Annotated in this window: 21 protein-coding genes and 1 pseudogene; 9 read left to right on the forward strand and 13 right to left on the reverse strand. The window is 56.7% G+C overall.

Going from position 1 to position 22,990, the window contains the following annotated elements; all coding sequences use genetic code 11:
• Nucleotides 1–136 precede the first annotated feature (136 nt).
• From H8E27_13770 to H8E27_13790, 5 genes are all read left to right on the forward strand, one after another.
• Nucleotides 137–1,261: a cysteine desulfurase gene (locus tag H8E27_13770; GenBank protein ID MBC8326682.1), complete on the forward strand. Its 1,125-nt coding sequence runs from the start codon at nt 137–139 to the stop codon at nt 1,259–1,261.
• A gap of 1 nt (nt 1,262) precedes the next feature.
• A complete protein-coding gene (locus tag H8E27_13775; protein ID MBC8326683.1) occupies nt 1,263–2,300 on the forward strand; it encodes an Mrp/NBP35 family ATP-binding protein in 1,038 nt (345 codons plus the stop codon).
• A 141-nt stretch (nt 2,301–2,441) separates the two neighbouring features.
• Nucleotides 2,442–2,654, forward strand: coding sequence for a hypothetical protein (locus H8E27_13780; GenBank protein MBC8326684.1), 213 nt, complete (start codon nt 2,442–2,444; stop codon nt 2,652–2,654).
• A 120-nt stretch (nt 2,655–2,774) separates the two neighbouring features.
• Nucleotides 2,775–3,314, forward strand: coding sequence for a bifunctional pyr operon transcriptional regulator/uracil phosphoribosyltransferase PyrR (pyrR, locus tag H8E27_13785; GenBank protein MBC8326685.1), 540 nt, complete (start codon nt 2,775–2,777; stop codon nt 3,312–3,314).
• A complete protein-coding gene (locus H8E27_13790) occupies nt 3,311–4,243 on the forward strand; it encodes an aspartate carbamoyltransferase catalytic subunit (protein MBC8326686.1) in 933 nt (310 codons plus the stop codon). The genes pyrR and H8E27_13790 overlap by 4 nt, the downstream gene beginning before the upstream one ends.
• 138 nt (nt 4,244–4,381) lie before the next feature.
• Here the strand turns inward: H8E27_13790 and H8E27_13795 are convergent.
• Nucleotides 4,382–5,837, reverse strand: a pseudogene (locus H8E27_13795) (fumarate hydratase).
• A 93-nt stretch (nt 5,838–5,930) separates the two neighbouring features.
• Between H8E27_13795 and grpE the strand changes: the two are divergent.
• Complete coding sequence (gene grpE, locus H8E27_13800; protein ID MBC8326687.1) at nt 5,931–6,755, forward strand: nucleotide exchange factor GrpE; 825 nt, start codon at nt 5,931–5,933, stop codon at nt 6,753–6,755.
• On the opposite strand, the gene lpxA is transcribed toward grpE, so the two are convergent.
• From lpxA to H8E27_13835, 7 genes are all read right to left on the reverse strand, one after another.
• On the reverse strand, nt 6,752–7,531 hold the full coding sequence (gene lpxA, locus H8E27_13805; protein MBC8326688.1) for an acyl-ACP--UDP-N-acetylglucosamine O-acyltransferase: 780 nt from the start codon (nt 7,529–7,531) through the stop codon (nt 6,752–6,754). The genes grpE and lpxA overlap by 4 nt on opposite strands.
• 134 nt (nt 7,532–7,665) lie before the next feature.
• Entirely contained in the window at nt 7,666–8,376 is a 711-nt protein-coding gene (gene radC, locus H8E27_13810) for a DNA repair protein RadC (protein MBC8326689.1), read from the reverse strand.
• A 67-nt stretch (nt 8,377–8,443) separates the two neighbouring features.
• Nucleotides 8,444–9,715: a GTPase HflX gene (gene hflX, locus H8E27_13815; protein ID MBC8326690.1), complete on the reverse strand. Its 1,272-nt coding sequence runs from the start codon at nt 9,713–9,715 to the stop codon at nt 8,444–8,446.
• Nucleotides 9,712–10,596: a tRNA (adenosine(37)-N6)-dimethylallyltransferase MiaA gene (gene miaA / locus H8E27_13820; GenBank protein MBC8326691.1), complete on the reverse strand. Its 885-nt coding sequence runs from the start codon at nt 10,594–10,596 to the stop codon at nt 9,712–9,714. The genes hflX and miaA overlap by 4 nt, the downstream gene beginning before the upstream one ends.
• 3 nt (nt 10,597–10,599) lie before the next feature.
• Complete coding sequence (gene lspA, locus H8E27_13825) at nt 10,600–11,160, reverse strand: signal peptidase II (protein MBC8326692.1); 561 nt, start codon at nt 11,158–11,160, stop codon at nt 10,600–10,602.
• A gap of 5 nt (nt 11,161–11,165) precedes the next feature.
• On the reverse strand, nt 11,166–12,272 hold the full coding sequence (gene dnaN / locus H8E27_13830; protein MBC8326693.1) for a DNA polymerase III subunit beta: 1,107 nt from the start codon (nt 12,270–12,272) through the stop codon (nt 11,166–11,168).
• 193 nt (nt 12,273–12,465) lie between these two features.
• On the reverse strand, nt 12,466–13,638 hold the full coding sequence (locus tag H8E27_13835) for a cysteine desulfurase (protein ID MBC8326694.1): 1,173 nt from the start codon (nt 13,636–13,638) through the stop codon (nt 12,466–12,468).
• Nucleotides 13,639–13,667: 29 nt separating this feature from the next.
• Here H8E27_13835 and H8E27_13840 point away from each other — a divergent pair, with 29 nt between their 5' ends.
• Entirely contained in the window at nt 13,668–14,480 is an 813-nt protein-coding gene (locus H8E27_13840) for an undecaprenyl-diphosphate phosphatase (protein ID MBC8326695.1), read from the forward strand.
• 75 nt (nt 14,481–14,555) lie between these two features.
• Here the strand turns inward: H8E27_13840 and H8E27_13845 are convergent, their stop codons facing one another.
• Both H8E27_13845 and H8E27_13850 read right to left on the reverse strand, forming a co-directional pair.
• Nucleotides 14,556–15,698, reverse strand: a complete 1,143-nt coding sequence (locus tag H8E27_13845; protein ID MBC8326696.1) for an outer membrane beta-barrel protein — start codon at nt 15,696–15,698, stop codon at nt 14,556–14,558.
• A gap of 102 nt (nt 15,699–15,800) precedes the next feature.
• Nucleotides 15,801–16,898 (reverse strand): outer membrane beta-barrel protein, encoded by a 1,098-nt coding sequence (locus tag H8E27_13850; protein ID MBC8326697.1) that lies wholly within the window; start codon nt 16,896–16,898, stop codon nt 15,801–15,803.
• 308 nt (nt 16,899–17,206) lie between these two features.
• On the opposite strand from H8E27_13850, the gene H8E27_13855 reads away from it, so the two are divergent.
• Entirely contained in the window at nt 17,207–18,118 is a 912-nt protein-coding gene (locus H8E27_13855; protein MBC8326698.1) for a c-type cytochrome, read from the forward strand.
• 210 nt (nt 18,119–18,328) lie between these two features.
• On the forward strand, nt 18,329–18,883 hold the full coding sequence (locus tag H8E27_13860; protein MBC8326699.1) for a gamma carbonic anhydrase family protein: 555 nt from the start codon (nt 18,329–18,331) through the stop codon (nt 18,881–18,883).
• A gap of 215 nt (nt 18,884–19,098) precedes the next feature.
• Here the strand turns inward: H8E27_13860 and H8E27_13865 are convergent, their stop codons facing one another.
• From H8E27_13865 to H8E27_13875, 3 genes are all read right to left on the reverse strand, one after another.
• Nucleotides 19,099–19,296: a leucine-rich repeat domain-containing protein gene (locus H8E27_13865; protein MBC8326700.1), complete on the reverse strand. Its 198-nt coding sequence runs from the start codon at nt 19,294–19,296 to the stop codon at nt 19,099–19,101.
• Nucleotides 19,297–19,691: 395 nt separating this feature from the next.
• The gene (locus H8E27_13870) at nt 19,692–21,263 is read right to left on the reverse strand and encodes an Nramp family divalent metal transporter (protein MBC8326701.1); all 1,572 of its coding nucleotides are present in this window, start codon (nt 21,261–21,263) and stop codon (nt 19,692–19,694) included.
• On the reverse strand, nt 21,209–22,636 hold the full coding sequence (locus tag H8E27_13875) for a sulfatase-like hydrolase/transferase (protein MBC8326702.1): 1,428 nt from the start codon (nt 22,634–22,636) through the stop codon (nt 21,209–21,211). The genes H8E27_13870 and H8E27_13875 overlap by 55 nt, the downstream gene beginning before the upstream one ends.
• Nucleotides 22,637–22,990 lie beyond the last annotated feature (354 nt).

Here is a 22,990-nt window from a genome sequence, read left to right on the forward strand (position 1 = left end):
AACCAGCCCGCGGTGCAAGGCACAAATTCACGAGGCGCGCAGGTAGGACGTACTCTCCGAGCGCGGCGCGGCGGTTTCGGAAAAGCCCCCCTACCTCTGCGTTGAAAACTTCCCGCTCACCGGCTACCTTCGCCCAATGAAACGCCGCGTGTATCTTGACCATCTTTCGGGCACTCCCCTTGCGCCCGAAGTACGCGAGGCAATGCGACCGTTTTTCGAGGAGCATCACCACGGCTTAGCCGCACGCGAAGCCATCGCCACCGCCCGCGAACAATGCGCCCAACTCATCGGCAGCTCTCCCGAAGAAATCCTCTTCGCCAGCAGCGGCACCGAGACCAACAACCTCGCCGTAAAAGGCACTGCCTTCGCCCAACGCGAACGCGGAAACCATATCGTGCTCTCGAACATCGAGCATCCGTCCATCGAGCAATCCGTCGCGTGGCTGGAGGAAAATGGATTCACCGCCACGCGCGTGCCCGTGGATGCCGAAGGGTTTATTTCACCCGCGGCCATTGCCGAAGCTTTCACGGACAAAACCATCCTCATCGCCACCCACCACGCCAGCCACGATCTCGGGACAATCCAAGACATCACCGCCATCGGCGCCCTCGCCGCCGAACGCGCCATTCCGTTTATGGTCGACGCCACCGCGAGCGGCCATTGGCTGCCCATCGATGTGGCCGCCGCAAATATCGCGCTGCTCACCCTCGCCCCCCATCGCTTTAGCGGACCGCAAGGCGCGGGCATTTTATATCGCAACCGCCGTGCGCCGCTCGCGGCAATTATCCACGGCGGCGCGCAGGAAGACGGCTTCCGTGCGGGCACGGAAAACCTCCCCGTCATCATTGGCGCGGGAGCCGCCGCCGCGTTGCCCCCGATCGAAGTCTCCGCACTGCAGCGCCAATTGCACGAAGGTTTGCTGAAAACCATCGGGCCCCTTCGGCTCAATGGTGCGGCGCTGGGCGCGGGTCGTTTGCCCACGCACCTCAATTATTCCATCGATGGCATTGAGGGTGAAGGGCTGGCACTCGCACTGGATTTGCAGGGCATCGCCATTGCCAGCGGCGCGGCGTGTGTCACCAAAAATCTCGCCGTGCCGCCTGCGCTGACGGCAATCGGGCTTGACGCCGCATCGGCCAAAGGCAACGTTCTCCTCTCCCTCGGCCGCGACACCACGGCAGCGGACATCGACCACGTGCTGGAAGTCATTCCGAAACAAGTTGATAAACTCCGCAGCTTGTCGCCCGCGTGGGACGCTTGAAATGAGTTTAGAACAATCCATCGAAGACGCCCTCAAAGGCGTGAACTATCCCGGTTACTCGCGCGACATTGTGTCGTTTGGCCTCGTGAAAAATATCGCGTCCGCCAATGGCTCCGCCAGCATCGCGCTTGAGCTCACCACTCATAACCCCGAAATTGCCGCCCAACTCAAAGCCGCCGTCGAATCCGCCGCGACCTCCGTGGACGGTATCAACCGCGCGATGGTGCAAATCAAAATGCCGCCCGCCGGCGAAGCTCCCGCCAGCGGTCAAGCCGGGCCCAATCGCGTGCCGGGCATCAACAAAGTCATCGCCGTTGCTTCCGGCAAAGGCGGTGTGGGCAAGAGCACTTGCGCGGTGAACCTCGCCTGCGCACTGGCCCAAAACGGCGGCGAAATCGGTTTGCTCGATTGCGACATCTACGGCCCGAGCGTGCCGTTGATGATGGGCGTGGACGAACGGCCACTGGTGAGCCCCGAAGAAAAATTGGTGCCATTGATGAGCCACGGCGTGAAGCTGATGAGCATGGGGTTTTTGTTGGACGGCGATCAGCCGGTCATCTGGCGCGGGCCGATGATTATGAAAACCATCCAGCAGTTTGTGATGCAAGTGGACTGGGGCACGCTGGATTATTTGCTAATTGATCTGCCGCCGGGCACGGGCGACGCGCAACTTTCACTTTGCCAAACTGTGCCGCTCGATGGCGGCGTCATTGTCACCACTCCGCAGGAAGCCTCGCTCGGCGTGGTCCGCAAAGGCATTGCAATGTTCGATCGCGTGAATGTGCCGATCCTCGGCATCGTAGAAAATATGAGCTACTTCACCGCGCCCAATGGCGACCGCATCGAAATCTTCGGCCACGGCGGAGGCGCGGCGGAAGCGGAGCGGCAAGAAACAGCCTTCCTCGGCGAGGTGCCGCTGTTTACCGAAATCCGCGAAGGCGGCGATGCCGGCATTCCGGTGGTGGTCAAATCCCCCGAAGGCGCGCCGGCGCAGGCCTTTGGCAAAGTTGCCGCGGCATTGCGCGAGACGCTCGATTAGCACTTATCCACTCTATTCACCCGTTGTTCACCGGTGGTTGGGGACAATTTGGTGCGGAATTCGCTTTTTTTCCTGAAAAAAGTGTTGTTTGTCTTGAACAGACGGTGCTACCTTCCCGTCCCATTTGGCGGAGAAATCCCGATGGCCAAGTCCACTGACAATCAGGAATTGCTGAAGCGCTCGTCGCTGTACCGCGAATTTTTGGCGGAACGCGAGGAGATCCTGCGGCACAAGTGGATTGAATCCGAGAAGGCCGGCATCGACGTCGGCTTCGAGGAGGCACTCACGGGATGGATGCTAAAGCACCGCTCCGAGTGGCGCAAACGCCGGCACGCCGCCCGGCAGTGTGTGTAAATTTTGAAGCCCTTTAACGCGGTCCCGCGAGGCCGCCAAGGACGATGAAGAAACGAAACGGATTTTATCCGCGTTGGATTCACGTGCAATCAAGCACGCGAAAACGGCGCGGCTTTTTTTATGGCTGACCCAAACGCATCGCGCACCGTGCTCGAAGCCGACGCCCTTGCGCGCGCGTGGCGGCGCGTGGCGCACGAGATCGCAGAAGCCCACGCGGACGGGGGCACCATTTTGCTCGTGGGCATCCAACGCGGCGGAGTCGCGCTGGCGCAGCAGCTCGGCAAAACGCTCACCGGCATTTATGGTCAACCCGTCGCCGTGGGTTCGGTGGAGCCGGGCTTGCACCGCGATGATCTTTCCCAGCGCGGCATGGCCGAACTGCGCCCCACCGAGTTGCCCGCCGATTTGGCAAACAACGTGGTGGTGCTCATCGACGACGTCCTCAGCACCGGCCGCACCGTACGGGCCTCCATTGATGCCGTGATGGGCTTTGGCCGGCCGCAGTGCATTCGGCTGGCGGTCCTCATTGATCGCGGCCATCGCGAGCTGCCCATCCGGCCGGATTTCGTCGGCAAAAATCTCCCCACCCATCCCGACGAGCACGTGGAAGTGCGCACGGCCGATTCCGGTGCGCCCATCGCCGTCACGATTAAAAAATGAGTTGGCATCGCAAACATCTGCTGGACATCGAAAGCCTCAGCGCCGAGGAACTCACCACCGTGCTCGACACTGCGCGTGAATTCAAAGCCGTGGGCGAGCGCGACATCAAAAAAGTCCCCGCGCTCCAAGGCAAAACGGTGGTGAACTTTTTTGTCGAACCCTCCACCCGCACGCGGGTGAGCTTTGAACTTTCCGCGAAGCGATTGAGCGCGGACATCATCAATTTTTCCGCCGACGCCTCGTCGTTCCAAAAAGGCGAGAGCCTCAAGGATACCGCGCGCACGCTCGAAGCACTCAATGCCGACATCATCGTCATCCGGCACAAGGCCGCCGGAGCGCCGCATTTCCTCGCGCGCTTTCTCAATGCCCACGTCGTCAACGCTGGCGACGGCGCGCACGAGCACCCCACACAGGCACTGCTTGACGTGTTTACCATTCGCGAAAAGAAGGGCGACATCGCCGGACTCAATGTCACCATCCTCGGTGATATTTTGTTCAGCCGCGTGGCGCGCTCCAACATTTGGGCCCTGCGCAAGCTCGGCGCAAACGTCACCCTCTGTGGCCCAAGCACGCTCGTGCCGCGCGTCTTCGAGCAAATGGGATGTCGCGTCACTTACGATCTTGATGAAGCATTGGCCGGCGCCGATGTCATCAACCTCCTGCGCATCCAGCACGAACGCCAGCGCAAAACGATGTTCCCCAGTATCGGCGAATACGCCCGCCTCTTCGGCCTCAACCGCGCACGCCTCGCCAAAGCGAAACCCGACGCCCTCATCATGCATCCGGGCCCAATGAACCGAGGTGTGGAAATCGAAAGCGAACTCGCCGACGGCAACCGCGCCGTGATTTTAGAACAAGTCACCAACGGCATCGCCGTCCGGATGGCGGTGTTATACTTAGTGAACGGCGGAAATGCCGAAGAGCTTTAGAGGCTAATAGGAGGGACGCATTCCACCTCGTCCCATTTTTCAGACACGGATTTCACAGATTTTCACGGATGGTTTAATCTGTGCGAATCTGTGAAATCCTTGTCCTAGTTTCGGGTAAGGGGGAACTCGACCCTCCCATCACAAATTCTCGTCCAACACCGCTTGGCTCGCTTCGGCCACTTCGGCGTGGAGCGAGCGCCCGTGGCTGTCCATCGTAACGACGGCTGGGAATTGATTCACTTCCAATTCCCAAATCGCCTCCGGGCTGCCAAACTCTTCCAGGAAATACACAGCTCGCACTTGGGTGATGTGCTCGGCCAACACTTGCGCTGCGCCGCCGATGCCGTGCAAATACACGCCGCCATTTTCCGCGCAGCCCGCGAGCGTTTTCGAGCCCATCCCGCCCTTGCCAATCACGCCGCGCACGCCGAATTTTTTCATAATATCCGCTTGATACGGCTCCTCGCGAATGGAAGTCGTGGGGCCGGCCGCAGTCACTTTCCATTCGCCCGCGTCATCCTTCACCACCACCGGGCCGCAATGATAAATGATGCTGCCCTCCAAATTCACGTCCCCGGGAAGCTCGCCCCCTTCGTGCAAATATTTATGAACCGCATCGCGCCCGGTAAAAACTACACCCGAAATCGCCACCGGATCGCCAACCTTCAGTTCGCGAATCTTTTCTTCGGATATCGGCGTGGTGAGTTCGGTCATTTTAATAAATCCACTCCGTGATTTCTCCTCCGTCATCCAACGTCGCACCGTGGCGGCGGAAGGCCCAGCACATGTAGCTGACGCTGACGAAGTACGAAGCGGGCACGCGATTGGCGGCGCAAATTTTTACTCCGAGCAAGGTGGTGTTGCCGCCGAAACCCATCGGGCCGATGCCGAGTTTGTTTGCGGTGGTGAGAATGTCTTTTTCCAGCGCAGCCAATTCGGCATTTTCATTTTCGTCATCAAGGTCGCGCAGGAATTGTGTTTTCGAAAGCTCATAGCCGGTGGCGCGATCGCCGCCGATGCACACGCCAAGGATGCCCGGGCCGCAGCCTTTGCCTTGAGCTTGTTGCACGGCATCGAGAATGACCTTGCGGCAGCCGTCGAGGTCGCGATTCGCGTTCAGCTTCGTGTTCGGCAGCGAGTATTGCGCACCAACGTTTTCGCAGCCGCCGCCTTTAAGCACGAGCCGCACGGTGACGCTTGCTTCACGGGTTTGATGAAAATGAAAGGTGGGCGCGCCGGGGCCGATGTTGGTGCCGTCATTTTTACCGGTGAGCGAATCCACAGAATTTTGCCGAAGGAAACCGCGCTTCGTCGCTTCGGTGACCGCCGCGCGCGCGGTGTCGCCAAATTCCATTTGATCGTACCCCACCGGACAATCCACATAAAAAAGCACGCTGCCGGTATCCTGACACAACGGCTGGGATTTCTCTTTGGCGAGCGCGATGTTGCGCTCAATGATTTCCATCGCGTTCTTGGCGATGGTATCCTGCTTTTCGTTTTCGAGCGCCGCGAGGATGGCGCGCTGCACGTCATCGGGAATCTCCGCCGATGTGCGGCGGATGATTTCGATCAGCGATTCAAACAGCGGACCCATTGCGGCAACACGTTAAAGCCCAGACGCGCCAGTGTCAATCGGGGGACGGTTGGCGTTGACCTCGGCGCGGCAAGCGGGCAACGTGCCGCCGTGATGAGCAAGGGCCCCAAAAGCAAAGATGCAAAATCCAGCAAATCCAGCACGCCCAAGGCGTTGCCGTTGCCTGTGACCGTTCCGAAGTGGCCGTTCCTATTGGCGGACATTATTTTCATTGGACTCGCCTATTGGATCAGCACGCTCATCGACGGCCCTGCGCAACAGTGGCACATCTCTAGCATTTTAGTGTGCGCCGGATTGGGCGCGGCGTTTGCAGTGGCGCCGTTTTATTTTGAGTATCGCGCGGAAGCCAAGGCGGTGGAGATTGCCCAGCTCACCACCGTGGCCAAGGAGGTCAACAACATGGAAACCGTGGCCGCTCAAATTTCCGAAGCCACCGCCAGCTGGAATGCTGTGCAGGAATCCTCCGGCCAAACCGCTCAGCTTGCAGAAGAGATTGCCGCCGGCATCGCCGCCACGGTGAAAGAGCATCACGAGTTTATGGCCAAGGCAGGCAATGACGAACACGCCACGCTGAAGCTCGAAGTGGAAAAACTGCGCCGCGCCGAACAGGATTGGGCGTCGACACTGGTGGGCCAGCTCGATTTGATTTTTCGCCTCGAACGTTCAGCCGCTGCGTCCGGCAAAGAACCGTTTATGCAAACGATGGCCACCTTCCAGGGCCAATGCCGCGAGCTCGCCAAACGCGTGGGCCTGGTGGCGTTTGAAGCGGACGCAGATGCTGCTTTTGACGCTGAACATCACGCCGTACTCGATAACGAGCCCAAGCCCACCGATGGCGACAAGGTCACCGAAACCCGCCTGCCCGGCATCCGCCTCCAAGGCCGGTTGATCCGCAAGCCGTTGGTGTCGGTAGCTTAATCCGATACGCTGGCTTTGCGGCTGGCGTGCGCGCATACGCCGCGATCACTCGCGACGATAAATTCCAAAAAATCCCCCGCTTGGGGCCCCACGGTTTCTTTCAATAATTCCGCCGCCTTTTCGCCTTCCAAAAACACCCGGCGATAGCACGCCTTTAACATCGAGCGCTCCTGCGCTCCCACGCCCGCACGGCGAAGGCCAACGATGTTGAGGCCGCATAATTTGTTCACGCCGAACCCCATCGTGTAGGGCGGCAAATCCTGGCTCACCGCGGCGTTGCCTTGCATCATCGCCAGCGTCCCGATGCGCACGAATTGATGCACGGCGCAGTTGCCAGAAAGAAATACGCGATCGGCAATCACCGCGTGCCCGCCCACGAGCGCGCCATTGGCGAAAATGTTGTGGTCGCCCACCACGGCGTTGTGGCCCACATGACTGGCCGCCATAAAAAAATTGTGGCTGCCGATGATGGTGTCTTCTTCTGGCGAGTTGGATCGATGCAGCGTGACGTGCTCGCGAATCACATTGTCATCGCCAATGCGTAATCGCGTCGGTTCGCCCGTGTATTTCAAATCCTGCGGCGCATCGCCCAACACTGCGCCGGCGTGGATGCGATTATTTTTGCCCAGCGTGATTTCGCCTGTGAGATGAATGTGAGGCCCAATGACGCAGTCCGCGCCCACCGTCACTCCGGAGTCAATGACGGTGTACGGTCCAACGGAGACGGTTTCGTGCAGCTCGGCTTTGGGGTCGATGATAGCGGTGGGATGAATCATAAGAATGGTTGGGAATGACCAATGACCAAAATCCAATACCCAAGGAATGCCCCAATCCCAAGCCCCAAATTAGATTATTGAAAGTTGGGCATTGGGGTTTCCTTGGTCTTTGGGCCTTGGTTGTTGGAACCCGGTTATTTGTAAATGTACCCGTGCTCTTTCAGAGAAAAATAATCGCGCGCGCGGTCGGTGGTGCGTTGGCCGAGGATGACGTGGTCGAGCACTTCGATTTTTAAAAGTTGCCCGGCGCGCACGAGATCGCGGGTGACGGTGATGTCCGCTTTGGACGGTGTGGGGTCGCCGCTGGGATGATTGTGGACGAGGATGACGGCGGAGGCATTGGCGGCCACGGCGTGGCGGAAGACGTCGCGGGGGTGGACGATGGCGGCGTCGAGTGTGCCGTTGGAGAGATGCACTTTGCGAATGAGGCGGCGGCGAGTGTTGACGAAGATGGCATAAAAATGTTCGACCTCGTAAGGGCGGCACTCTTCGCGCAAAAGTTCTGCAACGGAATCCGGCGTGTCGAGCACCGGCGCGGATTCTCGAATCTCCGCTGCCATCCGACGCGCGAGGGTAAAGGCGCTTTGCAGCGCGATGGCTTTGTCGCGGCCGATGCCTTTGATGGTTTGCAATTCCTCCAGCGTGGCTTGGGAAAGGGCACTAAGGGTCCCAAATTGGTGGACCAATTCTGTGCCCACATCCACTGCTGATTTTCCCTGCAGACCGGTGCGCAAAAGAATGGCGATGAGTTCCGCATCGGAAAGCGCGTCCGGCCCCAGCTCGGCCAATCGTTCACGCGGACGCTCGCGGTTTGGTAAATCTTTGATGCGCGTGGCAAGAGTCATTAGGAGAGAATGATCCTGTTTTTATATTCTGCAAGGGTTTTTTGGTAAGGACACGCGCTGCGCGTCTCTACCGAGTAAAGCGGGCGAACTCCGCTTGGGCGTGTTCGGGGATGCGGGCTTTGAGGTGGACGGTGTCGCCTTCGTAGCTTTCCTCATCCACTTGGCCCAGCGCGCGGATGCGGGCAAGCGTGGCCCCATCGCTGGCAGGAACTTGCAACTCAAGGCACGGACGAATTGGCCGCAGCATTATGCCCAGCTCGGCTTGGAGGTCATCAAGCCCTTCGCCGGTTTTGGCGGAAACGCACACCGCGTGCGGGTATTCGGACAACCAATGGAGGTTGCCGTTGCGTTCGGGGAGTTGATCGATTTTGTTGAAGACCATCAGTGTCGGCTTGTCGTCCGCAGCAATTTCCTTGAGCACTTCGTTGACTGAATTAATTTGGTCGGCGGCTGACTCGCTGGAAACATCGACCACATGCAACAGCAAATCCGCTTCGACCACTTCCTCGAGCGTGGCTTTGAATGATTCCACGAGTTGATGTGGCAACTTGCGGATGAAGCCGACGGTATCGCTGAGCAGCGCGTTTTGATTGGTCGGCAAATTGATGCGGCGCGTGGTGGGATCGAGCGTGGCGAAGAGCTTGTCCTCGGCCAACACCTCCGCGCCGGTGAGCGCGTTGAGTAGCGTAGATTTGCCGGCGTTCGTATACCCGACGATGGACGCAAGCGGCCATTGACTGCGCTGGCGGCCTTGGCGTTGGGTTGAGCGCACGCGTTTGACCTCCTTCAAATCGCGCCGCAATTTGGAAATGCGTTCCTGAATGCGGCGGCGATCCACCTCGAGCTGGCTCTCGCCGTCGCCCCGCATTCCGATGCCGCCTTTCTGCCGCGAAAGGTGCGTCCACAATCCCGTGAGCCTCGGCAGAATATGCTGCAGTTGCGCCATTTCGATTTGCATCCTGCCTTCCCGCGTGCGGGCGCGTTGGGCGAAGATGTCGAGGATGAGGGCAGTGCGATCGAGTACTTTGCAGTCAAACACACGCTCGAGGTTGCGCGTTTGGGCGGGTGAAAGTTCATCATCAAAAATGACGGTGTCGACGTCCCCGAGTTTGCATTCCTCTGCAAATTCCGCCGCCTTGCCTTTGCCAATGTAAGTGGCGGCGTGTGGGCGGTCGAGGCGTTGGGTGCCTTCGCCGATGATTTTCGCTCCTGCGGTACTGGCGAGCTCGGCTAATTCGGCCATCGTTTCGGCGAGGTCCGCGCCGTTGCGTTTGCTCAGTTCTGCGCCAATGAGAAAGACTCGTTCGGTGGCTCCAACTTGTTCCGCGAGGGCTTTCACTTGAGTTGATCAATCAAACGTTGCGCTGTTTCCGCCGCCGCCTCGTTGGCGGGCACGGTCAGCGTTTGTGCTCCGTGCAGTTTGCGAAACCACGTCATTTGTCTGCGGGCGAATTGCCATGTGCGTGACTTAACCAACGCGACGGTTTCCGGCAAGCCTTGTTCGCCGTTAAGGTGCCCAATAACCTGTCGATATCCGAGGGCTTGTTGCGCGACAGGATTGCCCTCCAGCGCTGAGCGCAGCGAACAAGTTTCTTCGACCAATCCGGCGGCAAACATCGCATCCACGCGGACATCGATGCGATGCCGCAAATCTTTGCGATCCCTTTCGAGCAGGAAAAAATTTGGTGGCACCTGGCCCGTCCATTCTGCGCGCTGTTCGGAAAACGGTTTGCCGGTGAGGCGAATGACTTCAACTGCACGCACCACGCGTCTTCGGTTTTGGCGATCGATGGTCGCGTGTGTGGCGGGGTCGCGCTCAAGCAATTCGGCCACGAGGGTTTCTAAATCCTCCTCTTCCAACGCTGTCCGCAGTGGTGCGTTCGCTTGCGGCGCTTCGCCCAACCCTTCAAGCCACGCGCTGAAATACAATCCGGTTCCGCCACAAAAAATTGGACTCTTTATTTTTTCGATGATTGTTTCTGTCCGCGTCACAAAACTTGCGGCATCGAAGGATTCGGTTAAATCAAGTATGTCGATGTGATGATGCAGGACGCGCGCAGTTTCTTCTGCGGAGGGCTTGGCCGTCCCGAGATTCAGACCCCGGTAAACTTGCATTGAATCGACGGAAATAATTTCTCCGTTTTTCTGTTGGGCCACCTCAAGCGCCACGGCGGATTTCCCGCTGGCGGTGGGGCCCGCGATGAAGACGGGTGCGCCCATCGATTAGGATTCCTTTGCGGTTTCCTCTTTTTCCTCTTCGTCCGGCGTTCCCTCGCGCCAGGCAAGGAGGAAGAGTAATCCCACTCCGACACAAATGCCCATATCCGCGATGTTGAACGCCGGGTATCCCAGCGGCGTGCCATCGCTGCGGATGATATAAAATCTAATAAAATCGATCACGTGTTGGTATGCCACACGATCGATGAGATTGCCAAGGATGCCGCCGATAAGTAGGCCGAATGCGAGCTTTCCGGTGGAGGTGTGGGTTTCAAAATGATAGCGAAACTTGATGAGCGCAATCAGTGCGACCGCCGAAAGCGCGGCAAGCGGGAGACTGCTTCCCTCAAACATACTCCATGCGGCGCCGGTGTTTTGCCAATTCACAAAGCGAAAAAATCCTTCAATCACTTCCTTTGTTTCTCCTGTGCCGAGTGCGCGGATGACCAACTGTTTTGAAATTTGATCTGCCGCCAACACGATGGCGGCCGTGATGAGGATGCGTTTTTCCTCAATGAACGGAACGGAGCCGCCGGTGGATTGCCGGTCTGCCGTGGGGGTTTCCATTTTGGCTAGTGATGCGTGCGCATCGGCATCAAAACGTAAAGGAAGGGCGTGTTGCTCTTGAGCACGCCGGGGCTGAGGCTGTCGGTGAGTTCAAAAAACACTTCGTCCCCTTCGAGCACCTTGAGGGGATCCATCAAGAACGTGGGGTTAAAGGCGACTTCGATTTCCGGGCCTTTGTATTTGATGGCGATGGATTCACGCCCGGATCCCACGTCGGGTGTGTTCGCGGTGATGGCGAGTGTGTCGTTGGCAAACGTTAGCTTTACGGAATTCGCTTTGTCGCTGGTGATTTGGTCCGCCCGCCGCAATGCGTGGTGGAGCTCCTCCTTGCCGAGCGTGATCCGTTCCTTGAATTCGGCGGGAATAACCTGTTTGAAATTTGGATAATTTCCTTCCACCAATTTGCTGTGTAATCTGATCGCTTCGCCGCCGTCCTGCGGGAGTGTGAATTCCACGTGCGTGTCTCCGAGGCGGATTTCCACTTCGCCCGTGCTTTGCAGTAGCCGTTGCAATTCGGCCACCGCTTTGTTGGGTACGATGAATGCCGCGTCGGTGCCGCCGTTGATTTCCTCTTCCACGAGCGCAAGTCGCCTTCCGTCCGTGGCCACCAGCGTAAGCCGTTCTTCGCTTATGACGATGTTGATTCCGTTAAGCACGTGGCGCGATTCATCGGTACTCACGGCGTATCCGGTTTTGCGAATCATCTCCTTGAATTTCGCCTGCTCCACTTTGATTGTTTCGCTCTTTTTAAATTTCGCTTGCTGTGGATATTCATCCGCTCCAATGCCGTTGAGCTTGTACTTCGATGCGCCGGCTTGAACCGTGGCCACCTCTTTTTCGCTTACCTCGATGTCAATTTCGTTCGCCTCAATTTCGCGCACCAATCCGAAGAGCCGTTTGGCGGGCATCGAGGTTGCTCCTTCGCGGTCGACCGTGGCGGGCACCGAGGCGTGCACGCTCACCTCAAGATCTGTGGCGCGCAGTTCCAGTCGTTTGGCTCCGGCGACGAGCAGTACGTTTGAAAGAATGGGAAGTGTGGACCGAGCGCCCACCACATTTTGGACGGCCTGCAATCCGCTGGCGAGGTCTTCCTTGGTTACCGAGATTTTCACAAAGGCTAATTAGATGAATGTTTCAAACAGTATCACACTATTATTAAGGGCCGTGGATAAGGCCAACAACTTGCGGAGTAAAGGCGGAGCGGCAGGAAAAAGCCAGAAATTTCGGCAAAGAGCAGGGGATAAAAATGGTGGCAAAAACCGGCAAGTCGGAAAAGCAGGGGGAAAAAGAGTTGATGGGCAAAAATCATCGAGTGATTCCCATCTTATTAGCAGAACGACAACGCTCGATAACGAGCGGGATAATTTCACACGCTGCGGCAATTTCATCAGGGGAAGTTTCACGCCCCAGGGAAAGGCGCACCAACGCATTGGCCGCGGCCGCGGGGGCGCCCATTGCCAGAGCCACGTGAGAAGGGGTGACCGAACCGCTGGCGCATGCCGAGCCGGCAGAGGCGCAAAGCCCTTCCAAATCGAGGCCGCTTAACAGGGCAATGCTATCAGTGTTTTCAACGGTAAAAGAAATAGTGTTGGGCAAACGCATGGCCGGATCGCGATCGCCAAGGAACGAGGCGCCGTCGGAGGCGTCCACCATATCAATCAAATTAGCAGCAAGCGGGGCGAGCGATTCCATAGGGAAAACAGGGTTTGGAAAAAAGCGGACAATCGCTTCCGCGAGGCCGATGATGCCGGGGAGATTCTCGGTGCCGGCGCGGCGTTCGTTTTCGTGCGGGGCGCCGTGGACGATGGGATCGGGCAACAAAGGAGATTTTGCGTAAAGCAGTCCTGCGCCATTGGGGCCGTGAAATTTATGGGCGCACACGGAAACCAAATCCGCATTGAAATCCGCAATGCCGCCGAGCGGGATTTTGCCAAAACACTGGACGGCGTCCGTGTGGAAAACCACGCCTTTATTCGCGCACAATTCACCAATTTCCGCAACCGGTTGCAGCGTGCCCACCTCGTTATTGGCGGCCATAATGCTGACCAAAACCGTATCGGGCCGAATCGCCTCGCGGACAGATTCCACCGACACGCGGCCCGCGGAATCCACGGGCAGAAAAGAGACCTCGAAACCCTCGTTATTCGCAAGATATTCACAGGGTTGCAGCACCGCGTGATGTTCCACAGCGGAGGTGATGATGTGCCGGCCTTTATCGCGTAGTTGGCGCGCCATCCCGTGCAAAGCGAGGTTGGTGCTTTCGCTGCCGCCGCTGGTGAAAATGATTTCGCTGGGCTTACACTTCAGCGTGGCGGCGACGCGATCGCGCGCGTCATCGAGCAACGACCGGGCGCGCTGCCCCACGTGATGCACGCTGGAAGGATTGCCCCAAACCTCATCGAAGATCGGCAGCATCGCCGCACGCACGTCAGCATCCAGCGGCGTGGTGGCGTTGTAATCCAAATAAATCGTGCGCACGCCCCGTGTTTACTCCATACTCGCAGCCGATGCCAGACTGGCTTCAAGTCATCCTGCTGGGCGTGGTGGAAGGCATCACGGAATTCCTGCCCGTTTCGTCAACGGGCCATCTGCTGCTGGCCGAACTGTGGCTCGGCGCGCGACCGGATCACTTCACTATTTGCATCCAAAGCGGCGCGGTGCTGGCGGTGCTCGCAGTTTTCCGTGAACGAGTGCGTTCTCTCTGGTTAAAAAGGAGCGAGGCCGAAACCCAAGATTACCTCAAAAAGCTCGGTTTTTCCTTTGTTTTAACAGGGGTCGGCGGGTTAACCCTCAAAGCAGCCGGATGGGAATTGCCCAACACATTCGCCCCCATCGGCTGGGCATTGCTCATCGGCGGATTGCTCTTCATCGCGTACGAACTGCGCCAACCCAAAAAAGAAGAGAGCGATGCAGAAGAAAATAAACTGCTGAGTCTCACGTGGACCATCGCGATCGCCTTTGGCTTAGCGCAGTTGGTGGCGATGGTTTTTCCCGGGGCTTCGCGCAGTGGCACCACGATTTTGATTGGCCTCATTCTCGGGATGGCGCGGCGTGATGCGGTTGAGTTTTCATTTTTGCTTGGCGTGCCCACGTTGCTAGCTGCGGGCGGATACGAACTCGCTTCAGCGTTAAAGGAAAACTCAAACGCCGTGATCAACGAATGGGATAGTCTCCTGCTCGGCACCGTGGCCTCGGCGGTGACGGCGTTTATCGTGGTAAAGTGGTTGCTTGGTTATTTGCAACGGAACACTTTTTTAGCCTTCGGTTGGTATCGCTTTGGGGCGGGGCTTTTGGTGCTGGGGATGGCGGCGATGGCTTAAAACACAAACGGCGAAAAGGCAGAAGTGGAAAAAATCGGACTTTTTCACCGATTTATCCACAGGCACAATGAAGGGCTAAAATTCGTAGATGAAATTGAGGTGAGCCCCGTGGTTATTATGGCGGCCATTGACGGGTTCATCGGTGTTATCCCAGCGATATTCCACGCGCGAGATGACGTTTTCCCAGATTTTGTAATTCAGCGTGAGCGTGAGGCCTTGGCCGTCGGTTTGCTCCGCAGCGCTTTCGCCGGAATACAGTTTGGAGCCTTCCTGATAAATTTCACCGCGAGCGGAGAGCGTGAGGTCCTCGGAAAACGTGCGGCCCACGTAGAGGCCAAAGACCGAATCGTCGTTGCCTGAGCCCGGCAAAATGCGCGAGTCGTGCGTGAGGCTGAGATTCCATTTCTCAGAATTCGGTAATAAGCCCAGGCCGAGATAAAGATTTTGAATGGGATCGCTCCCCGTGCGGTCGCGGCCATTGACGTAGCCCAACGAAAAACGCGAGCCACCTAACGGCCCGAGCGCTTCGGGCAGTTCCCACATCAAACCGGCAAGCAACGTCTTGCGGTCAGCGTTGGTGGCAGAGCCGTTGATGCGTGGGTCGTTGGTGTTTGCCACGCCGAGGGCGAATTGGTAGCGGCTGTCCCATTCGTAAAGCGCATCCACCCCCGGTCGACCCGTGCCCGGGAAAAAGGCAAGGATACCCGTGTGCACCGTCGGTTGAATCGTATAGCCCCACGAGCGCGTGTAGTGTGCATTGGCATTGTGATCGGGTGATTCAAAGCCAACGATGGAATTAAACGTGCCGATGCGCAGATCAAGGCTGGTCGTTTCGCCATCGGTGAGTGGGTTAACCAAGGGAAAGCGAAGCTCCAAATAAGCCTGTCTCAACTCCGCAGAATTCGAGGTGGAGCCCGTTTCCAAATCACTCGCATCCGGCCCGAGCCAGAGATCCACGCGATAGCCAGAATCTAAAAGCCAATTCTCCATCGGCCGATGCAGCGAGAGCGCCACCACATCCAGCGAAAACGCATTCGCGCGGCTCGTCGTCCCCGAAAGCCCATAAGCAAAATTCCCCGTGCCCGGCCCCCAATGGTAGCCCGTGCTCACATATCCCGAAAGCGAAGCCGAAGCCAGCAACGCCGGAGCAGACTCCGCCGCATCCTGTGCCCACACCACGCCATTCAGGAGCAACCCAAAAAAAATCAATCCACGCATCCTAACCTCCAGCCCCATTAAACACCCGAATCCCATTCGCATCAAGGCAACAAAAAACCCCCCCGGTTTCCCGAAGGGGTTTCAAAGGTTTCTAACAGTGAGTTAGAAAGTGTAGATCAAGTTCAACGCAACCACGTCCTGCGTATCATCAACAGAACCGGAGGTATCCACCGAATCATTGCGATACTCGATACGGGAGATAACATTATCCCAGATCTTGTGGTTCACGCCGACAGTGAAGGACTGAAGGTTATCAGCGTTGGCTGTTCCCAATCCTTGTGCGGCCCCAGAGGTAGTGTTGAGGTTGCCCGTTTCGTAACGAACGTTGATCGTGGTGTCTGCATTCAACGTGTAGTCGAGGTACAAACCAACAACGTTGGAGTCAGCTTCAATCGTCTCCTTTTCCACGTGATCCCAGACCAGTTTGATGCCGAGATTCGCAACCAACTCCGGTAGCTCAACGCTAGCGTAGTGATACGCGTCGTTGCCTTTTGAGGCACCATCGGCGTCACCTTGCACGAGGCCGTAGTACAGCTTAGTGCCAGCCAAGGCACCCGTGCCGGATGGCAAAGTGTAGGAAACAGTAGCAAGAAGAGTCTTGCTCGAACCAACACTTTTTGCGTTGATGGCAGCGCTCGTTGAGTTAGCCAGACCAAGACCAATTTGCAGGTCGTCAGTCACGGTGTAGGAAGCCAGCAAACCGGTGTGATGAGTCGGCTCAATCGCGAATCCCCAAGAATGAGTGTAGAACGGATTCTCGTTGTAGTTGTAGACTTCGTTGCCAACCACTGTGCCAAACTGACCAATTTTCAGGTCAATCCCACTGATCCGCAGATCAATGTTGGCCTGCATCAGCTCAACAGAGCCATCAGTCACGCCAGTGTCTGCGGTGCCAATGTCACCAGCAGCAGGGCCCATCCACAGCTCAACGGTGTAACCGGTGTCCATGGCGCCGTCGCCCTGTGCGGACGAAAGTTTCAAGTCAACCACGTCCATGCTGAACGCATTGCGGTCTTCAGCGGCCCGGAAGTAGCCTGTAGGGGCCGCGCCGTTGGTGCGTTTGTAGCCAGTGCTCACATAACCACTCAGGGTTGTGGAAGCGGCCACGGCTTCTGCGCCCGTGGCGGCATCTTGCGCCTGAGCGACAGACGAAAGGGACACGATGCCAGCGGCAGCGAGACCCATGGTCCATTTATTCATTTTCATATTTTTCATTTACTCCTGTTAGTAGGTGTTAACTTTATACTGCAGTTTACTGTATGGGGAAATGCCGAAGCATAAACCCCGCGCCCAAAAAGGCGCGTGGCGGTGTTAATAAGTTATTTCGCATCACCGATGCAAGCACATTTTCACAAAAAAATACGTGTCCGTACATTTTTAGAAGTTGATTCTTTACGACAAAAAACACAATTTCTCGGTTCGTGAAACAATCCATATTACGCGCGCTTACGATTTCATCGCTGGTTCTATTTTTGGGTCAAATTCAGGGGGCAACGGTGCCGGCTGCGATGCGCTCAATTTTCCAACCGCCGCTCACGGCACTGGATCGCCTGCCACGCAGCGGGGAGGATCAGGCTAAAGTCGATCTCGGACGGCATTTATACTACGAAAAACGCCTGTCCAGTAACAATAAAATCGCCTGTAATTCGTGCCATTTGCTCGATAAATACGGCGTGGATGGGCTGGATTTCTCGCTGGGCGTGCCCGGCAAACCGGTGGGGCGAAATTCGCCAACCACTTACAACGCGTTTTTCCATATTGCCCAATTCTGGGATGGCCGTGCTGCCACAGTCGAAGAACAGGCAAAAGGCCCCATTTTAGCCGGAAAAGAGATGGGAATGCCCAGTGCCGCCGCCGTGGTGGCCAAGCTGAAGGGCATCCCGGAATATCCGCCGCTCTTTAAGAAGGCGTTTCCACGGGATAAGGATGCGGTGACGTTTATGAATGTCGGCACGGCGATCGGGGCGTTTGAGCGGAATTTGGTGACACCAGGGCGGTTTGATGAATATCTCGCCGGCAAAACCTCCGCACTCACTGCAAAAGAACAAAAAGGCCTGAAAACGTTTGTCACCACCGGCTGCGTGACCTGTCACACCGGCCCATTGGTGGGCGGGAATAGCTATCAAAAGCTCGGTCTGGTGAAGCCTTGGCCGAATCAAGGGGATCCGGGGCGTTCGGCGATTGTGGGCGATGATGCGTTTAAGATGTTCTTCAAAGTGCCATCATTGCGGAATATTGAAAAAACCGGTCCGTATTTTCACGATTCCAGCGCAAAGACGCTGGAAGCAGCTGTCACCAAAATGGCCAAACACCAGCTTGGCCGCGAATTGACCGGTGAACAGCTTGGGGATATCGTGTCATTCCTCAAGAGCCTCACCGGTAAAATACCCGAGGAATACATCAAAAAACGCCCGTTCTAGGCGAGTTTAGCCCCAAACAGGATGCGCATAAAAATCCACTTTGGTGGGTGAATAAAGCTTTCGCTAGCTCGTCTCAATATCAGACACGCCACTCAGGCAGTCGAACAGGAGGAAGACATTATAGACAGGTTGGGTAGCCCGTCGGCTCTGGCAACAGACCGGCGGGCTTTTTTTGCCGACAACCCCCTCGCGCCCTGCCACCCTCCGCCAATGGGCGAACTCGATCCCCAACTCGAACAACACCTCCGCCGCCAACCCAATCTCGGCAAAGGCGTGTACCTCGCCAGCACCGCAGTCGTTGTGGGCGATGTCACCCTCGGCGATCACTCCAGCGTTTGGTATCACGCTGTACTGCGCGGCGATATCAACTTCATCAAGATCGGCCATCACACCAATATCCAGGACGGCACAGTCGTCCATCTCGCCGATGATTACCCCTGCGAAATCGGCAACTGGACCACCATCGGTCACAGCGCGGTAGTCCACGCGTGCCGCATCGGCGATGAATGTCTCATCGGAATGAACAGCACCGTCCTCGATGGCGCCGTCATCGGCTCCCAATCCATCATCGGCGCGAACGCACTCGTCACCGGCGGCACCCAAATCCCCGCGGGCTCGCTCGTCCTCGGCAGCCCCGCTAAAGTAATCCGCCCTCTCACTGAAGATGAACGCGCCGACCTAAAGCCGTGGGCCCAAAAATACGTCGACAACACCGCCTATTGTTTGAAACATAATTTGAATGTTGGCGCTCCGCTGTCCACTTGATTTTCCCTCGATTGAGCTTGCGAATTAAATCCAACTCATCGGCCAAGCGTTGGATTTTGTACACACCGCCGGGAGCAGTAAACGCCACTTTTTTTTGGCAGTAGCAAACGGATTCGGCACAGAACTGGATGCACTCATCAACATCAGGAAGCGCCTGAAGGAATCAGGCTGCACGTGATCGCCAGTGGAAGAAGGACATTTACGGACTGGAATGATTACTTCGTAGGGGTACTTGAGATTTTGCACTTAGGCAACGCCTTCGGTAAGCCATCAATTTGGGATTTGGTTAGCGGGTTGTTATTAAGATGCAAATCCTTCAAATTTGTCAGTTTCTCCAGCCCGGCTACGCTGGTTAGGTGGTTGTTGATTAGAAACAATAACGTCACGCTCTCCAAGTCAGACTTGGTAAGCATTCCGTTCGGCTTATTGATTTTAACACGAATCGTGTTCTCAATCTTGACATTATTCGGATCGCTTGGATCAGAAACCCAATTCGGATTCTTTGGAGTAGAGGCACCCCCACCAACGCCATTCCAGCAATTATCAATAGAAGTTGTTTCATTTGCGATAAGCTATATCAGCCCCGTTTGGTGACGTAACCCATTAAAGTCTATACTTCCATATCATCAAAAGGCATAAAGCCAAGGGCTTGTCCGCATTTCGGCGTTTGGCCTGCCATTATTTAAGAGGCTTACTTATGGAAACAATGCGATTGACTGCGCTTAGAATGGCCCCGAGGAGTAGAATTACCTTAAGCGGATTGTAGTGCCGTCTTCCCGCCGAGCGGGCCTTTGGGCGCAGGATTGGTTCAACCGAAAATTTTCCCCAGCTTGGTAATAGCCAGATACAAGCCGATGCCCACAAAACTGATAAACGAAATCCACAACATCACATCCCACGCGCGCCCCGATTGCAATCTGGCCTCCCCTTCCCGGTAGCGCAACCACAACACTGCAAACCCGAGCGGCACCAACAACAGACTTTGGAACATGCCAGAAATCACCACCAGCTTCCCCGGGTTTGGCCAAATGACATACACCAAAACACAGATCAACGGCAGCGCCGCCCCAAACCCACGCACCCATTTCTCGCGCTGGGCATCATCCAATTTCACCAATCCGGAGATCGCCGCGAAGTCCGTGTACAAGCGACACTTGGTGGCGTTGGAAATGAAGAACGTGGAAAACAAGACCGCCACTGCGCCCATCAGGAAAACACCGACCGCGTATCCACCGAACACCGGCGTGTACATGACTGAGAGCGTGCGAATGAGATCCTGCTTTTCGGGCAACAATCCCAAGCGCCCCAGCACCGCCGCGCCGAGCAAATAAAAAACCACCGTGCAAAAAGTGTAGACCACCATCGACAACCAGGCATCCCACTGCATCACCCGGATCCATCCTTGAGCCCGTGCGAACCAGCCCTCATTTTTCTCCCGCTTCCCCGTCCATCGCCCATACCCCTTTTCCAGACACCAATACGGATAGGCCACGATCTCCGCTGCGCCCACTCCGATAATCCCAAAAGTCGCTAAAGCGAGCCCGAGTTTTTCAGAACCTGAAGACAAAAAACCCAAACCCAAACCCGCCTTCAGATCGGCCGCTCGCACGGCCCATTCCGGTTGTGTTTGTAGCACGAACAAATTGACGATCGTCACCAGCGTGAAGGCGCCCACCAAAATCGCGGCAAACGCTTCGATAAACCCGAACCCGCCTCGCACTAGCATCACCGCCGTTAAGAGCGCAAGGATCAGAGCCCATACCCGGTCATCCACCGGTTTGTTTTCGAAGTCAAATCCGTCAACTCGCCCCGCCAACACATTCCGTTTCTCGGCGGACTCCGGATTCGCCCCAACCGCGATCTGTTGATCGATCACCTGAAGCTTCGCCCGCGCCGAAGCGGCCTCGTTGTAGCGTTGCCCCTTTTCGGTGATCGGCATGGCAATGGCCATAGCTTGCCCAACCCCGCCCACAATTCCGCCCAACTGCCCAAACCCAAAAATCATGGTGAAAGCCCAAAACAGCACGATCCAGTTGCCCTTAAACCGTCCCACTCTCAGACGTGGGCCCGGCAGACGATTCAGCAATCCGAGCGTGGTTTCGCCTTTGACGATAGCGTGACGCGCCATTTCGACCTGCGTGAAGCATTTGATCACACAACCGAAAATAATTAGCCCGAGAAAAACAAATCCCGCCTTGGCCCCGGTATGCGTAGCCGCGATCAGTTCCCCGGAACCCACAATACCGCCGGCCATGATCAGGCCCGGGCCCAGCATGCGGAGTATCCCGGCGATCTTCTCCGGCGGCTGACGCACCTCCGCCTCGCTCAACGCCAATCCTCCGACCACTGAGCCGTTCGCACCTGACTGCGTATGTGCCATTCGCGCAGCTCGGCCAGCATCCGCGATTTGGCCTCAGCGCCTGTTGGCGAATCCCAAAGATTATTCATCTCTTCCTGGTCCACCCGTAGATCGAACAGTTGCCCGTACGGTTCATCCAGAAAATGCACGAGCTTCCAATCGTGATCGCGAATCATGGTCATGAACGGCCCGTCCGTATAAATCCCATCCGTCATCTGTTCCGCGTACACGTAATCGCGCCCACCCCATTCCTCGCCGCGCAAGGCCGGCAGCACACTCACCGCCTCATTGCCTTCCGGTTGATCGGCCCCAGCTATTTCCAGAATTGCCGCGCCGATGTCCATGCTTTGCATGAGCCCATTCACCTCCCGGCCTCCGGCAAATTGGCTCGGCGCCCAAACCAACATCGGTACGCGCACAATTTGATCGTACATCGTCCATTTCTGGCTGTGCCCGTGATCCGTTAAGCAATCGCCGTGATCGCTGGTGAAGATGACAATCGAATTATCGAGAATCCCTTTGGCCTCCAATCCGGCCATCAATTCGCCGAGCTTTTCATCGATCATCGTCACGTTCGCCAGATAATGCCGGCGCTGGCGCAGGCGTTGCTCCTCGGTTGGGTTCAGCGAATGCACCACGGAATCGTGGTCCACCTCCACATTATGCTCGCGCATGGACTTAAATGGCGGCGGCTGACTTTCCAAATCCGCGTCAGTAACGGGCTGCAACTCAAGCTCACGATCCGCATAGGCCTCCAAATGTCGCGGCACGGGATCGTACGGTGGATGGGGCCCCGGAAACCCAATCTGCAAAAACAACGGCTTGTCCACCGGCTTTGTGCGCAGCCACCATTGCGCGAAATCGCCCACGAAGAAATCCGAATGCGTCTCTTCCGGAAGATCCCAAGTGAAAGCCCCCAACGCGTCGTGGTAGTTTTCGTATTCGCGGTAGAGTTCTCGCTGTTGCTTCACCAAACCGCGCGCCGCCAGCGCCTTGTCCCATTCATCAAAATAATAACGCCCCTCAAGAAAACGGTCCTTGTTCTCCACCACGTACCGCTCATGAAACCCGCACGGCGTCTGGAATGGCCACGTATGCATTTTCCCCACGTTCACGCAATGATACCCGGCATCAGCCAGTTGATTCACCCAACTCCGCCGCCACGCATCGGCATTCTTTAGGATCCCTGTTGTGTGCGGAAAGTAACCGGTGAATAGGCTCGCCCGAGAACTAGCGCAGGACGGCGCCGCCACATGACAATTGGAAAACGAAACGCCTTCGCGCACCAGCCGGTCCATGTGCGGCGTGTCCACAAACGGAAATCCCAACGCGTTGATGGTATCGTACCGTTGCTGATCGGTGATGATGAAAATGATGTTGGGCTGATCGGCCATGCGCAATCAGTCTAGGGTTTACGGAAAGGAATCGCAAGTGCCCGAGGCCGCGCCACACCCTTCAGACGAATTTTACTTTGCTGTTCCAACGAAAATGTCTAACCCGCTCCATCCCAATCATTCGGCATGTGGCTTCAAGCTTTTGGGCGCGCTCCCCAAATTCCACCGTCCGCCACGTTACCCTTGGGACAAACGGCATGGCCTTCTTGGATGTGAACGTGATCTCCGGTATGAGCTAATGTGGAGGCGGTTGTCTGCGCCGAATGAGCTTGCCTCTGGGCGCAGGCTTTGGCACACAGAACGCTTCAGATGCGCGGTTAGCTCAGTTGGTAGAGCATCACCTCGACACGGTGG

Source organism: Limisphaerales bacterium (assembly GCA_014382585.1).
In the GTDB taxonomy this organism is placed as follows: domain Bacteria; phylum Verrucomicrobiota; class Verrucomicrobiia; order Limisphaerales; family UBA1100; genus JACNJL01.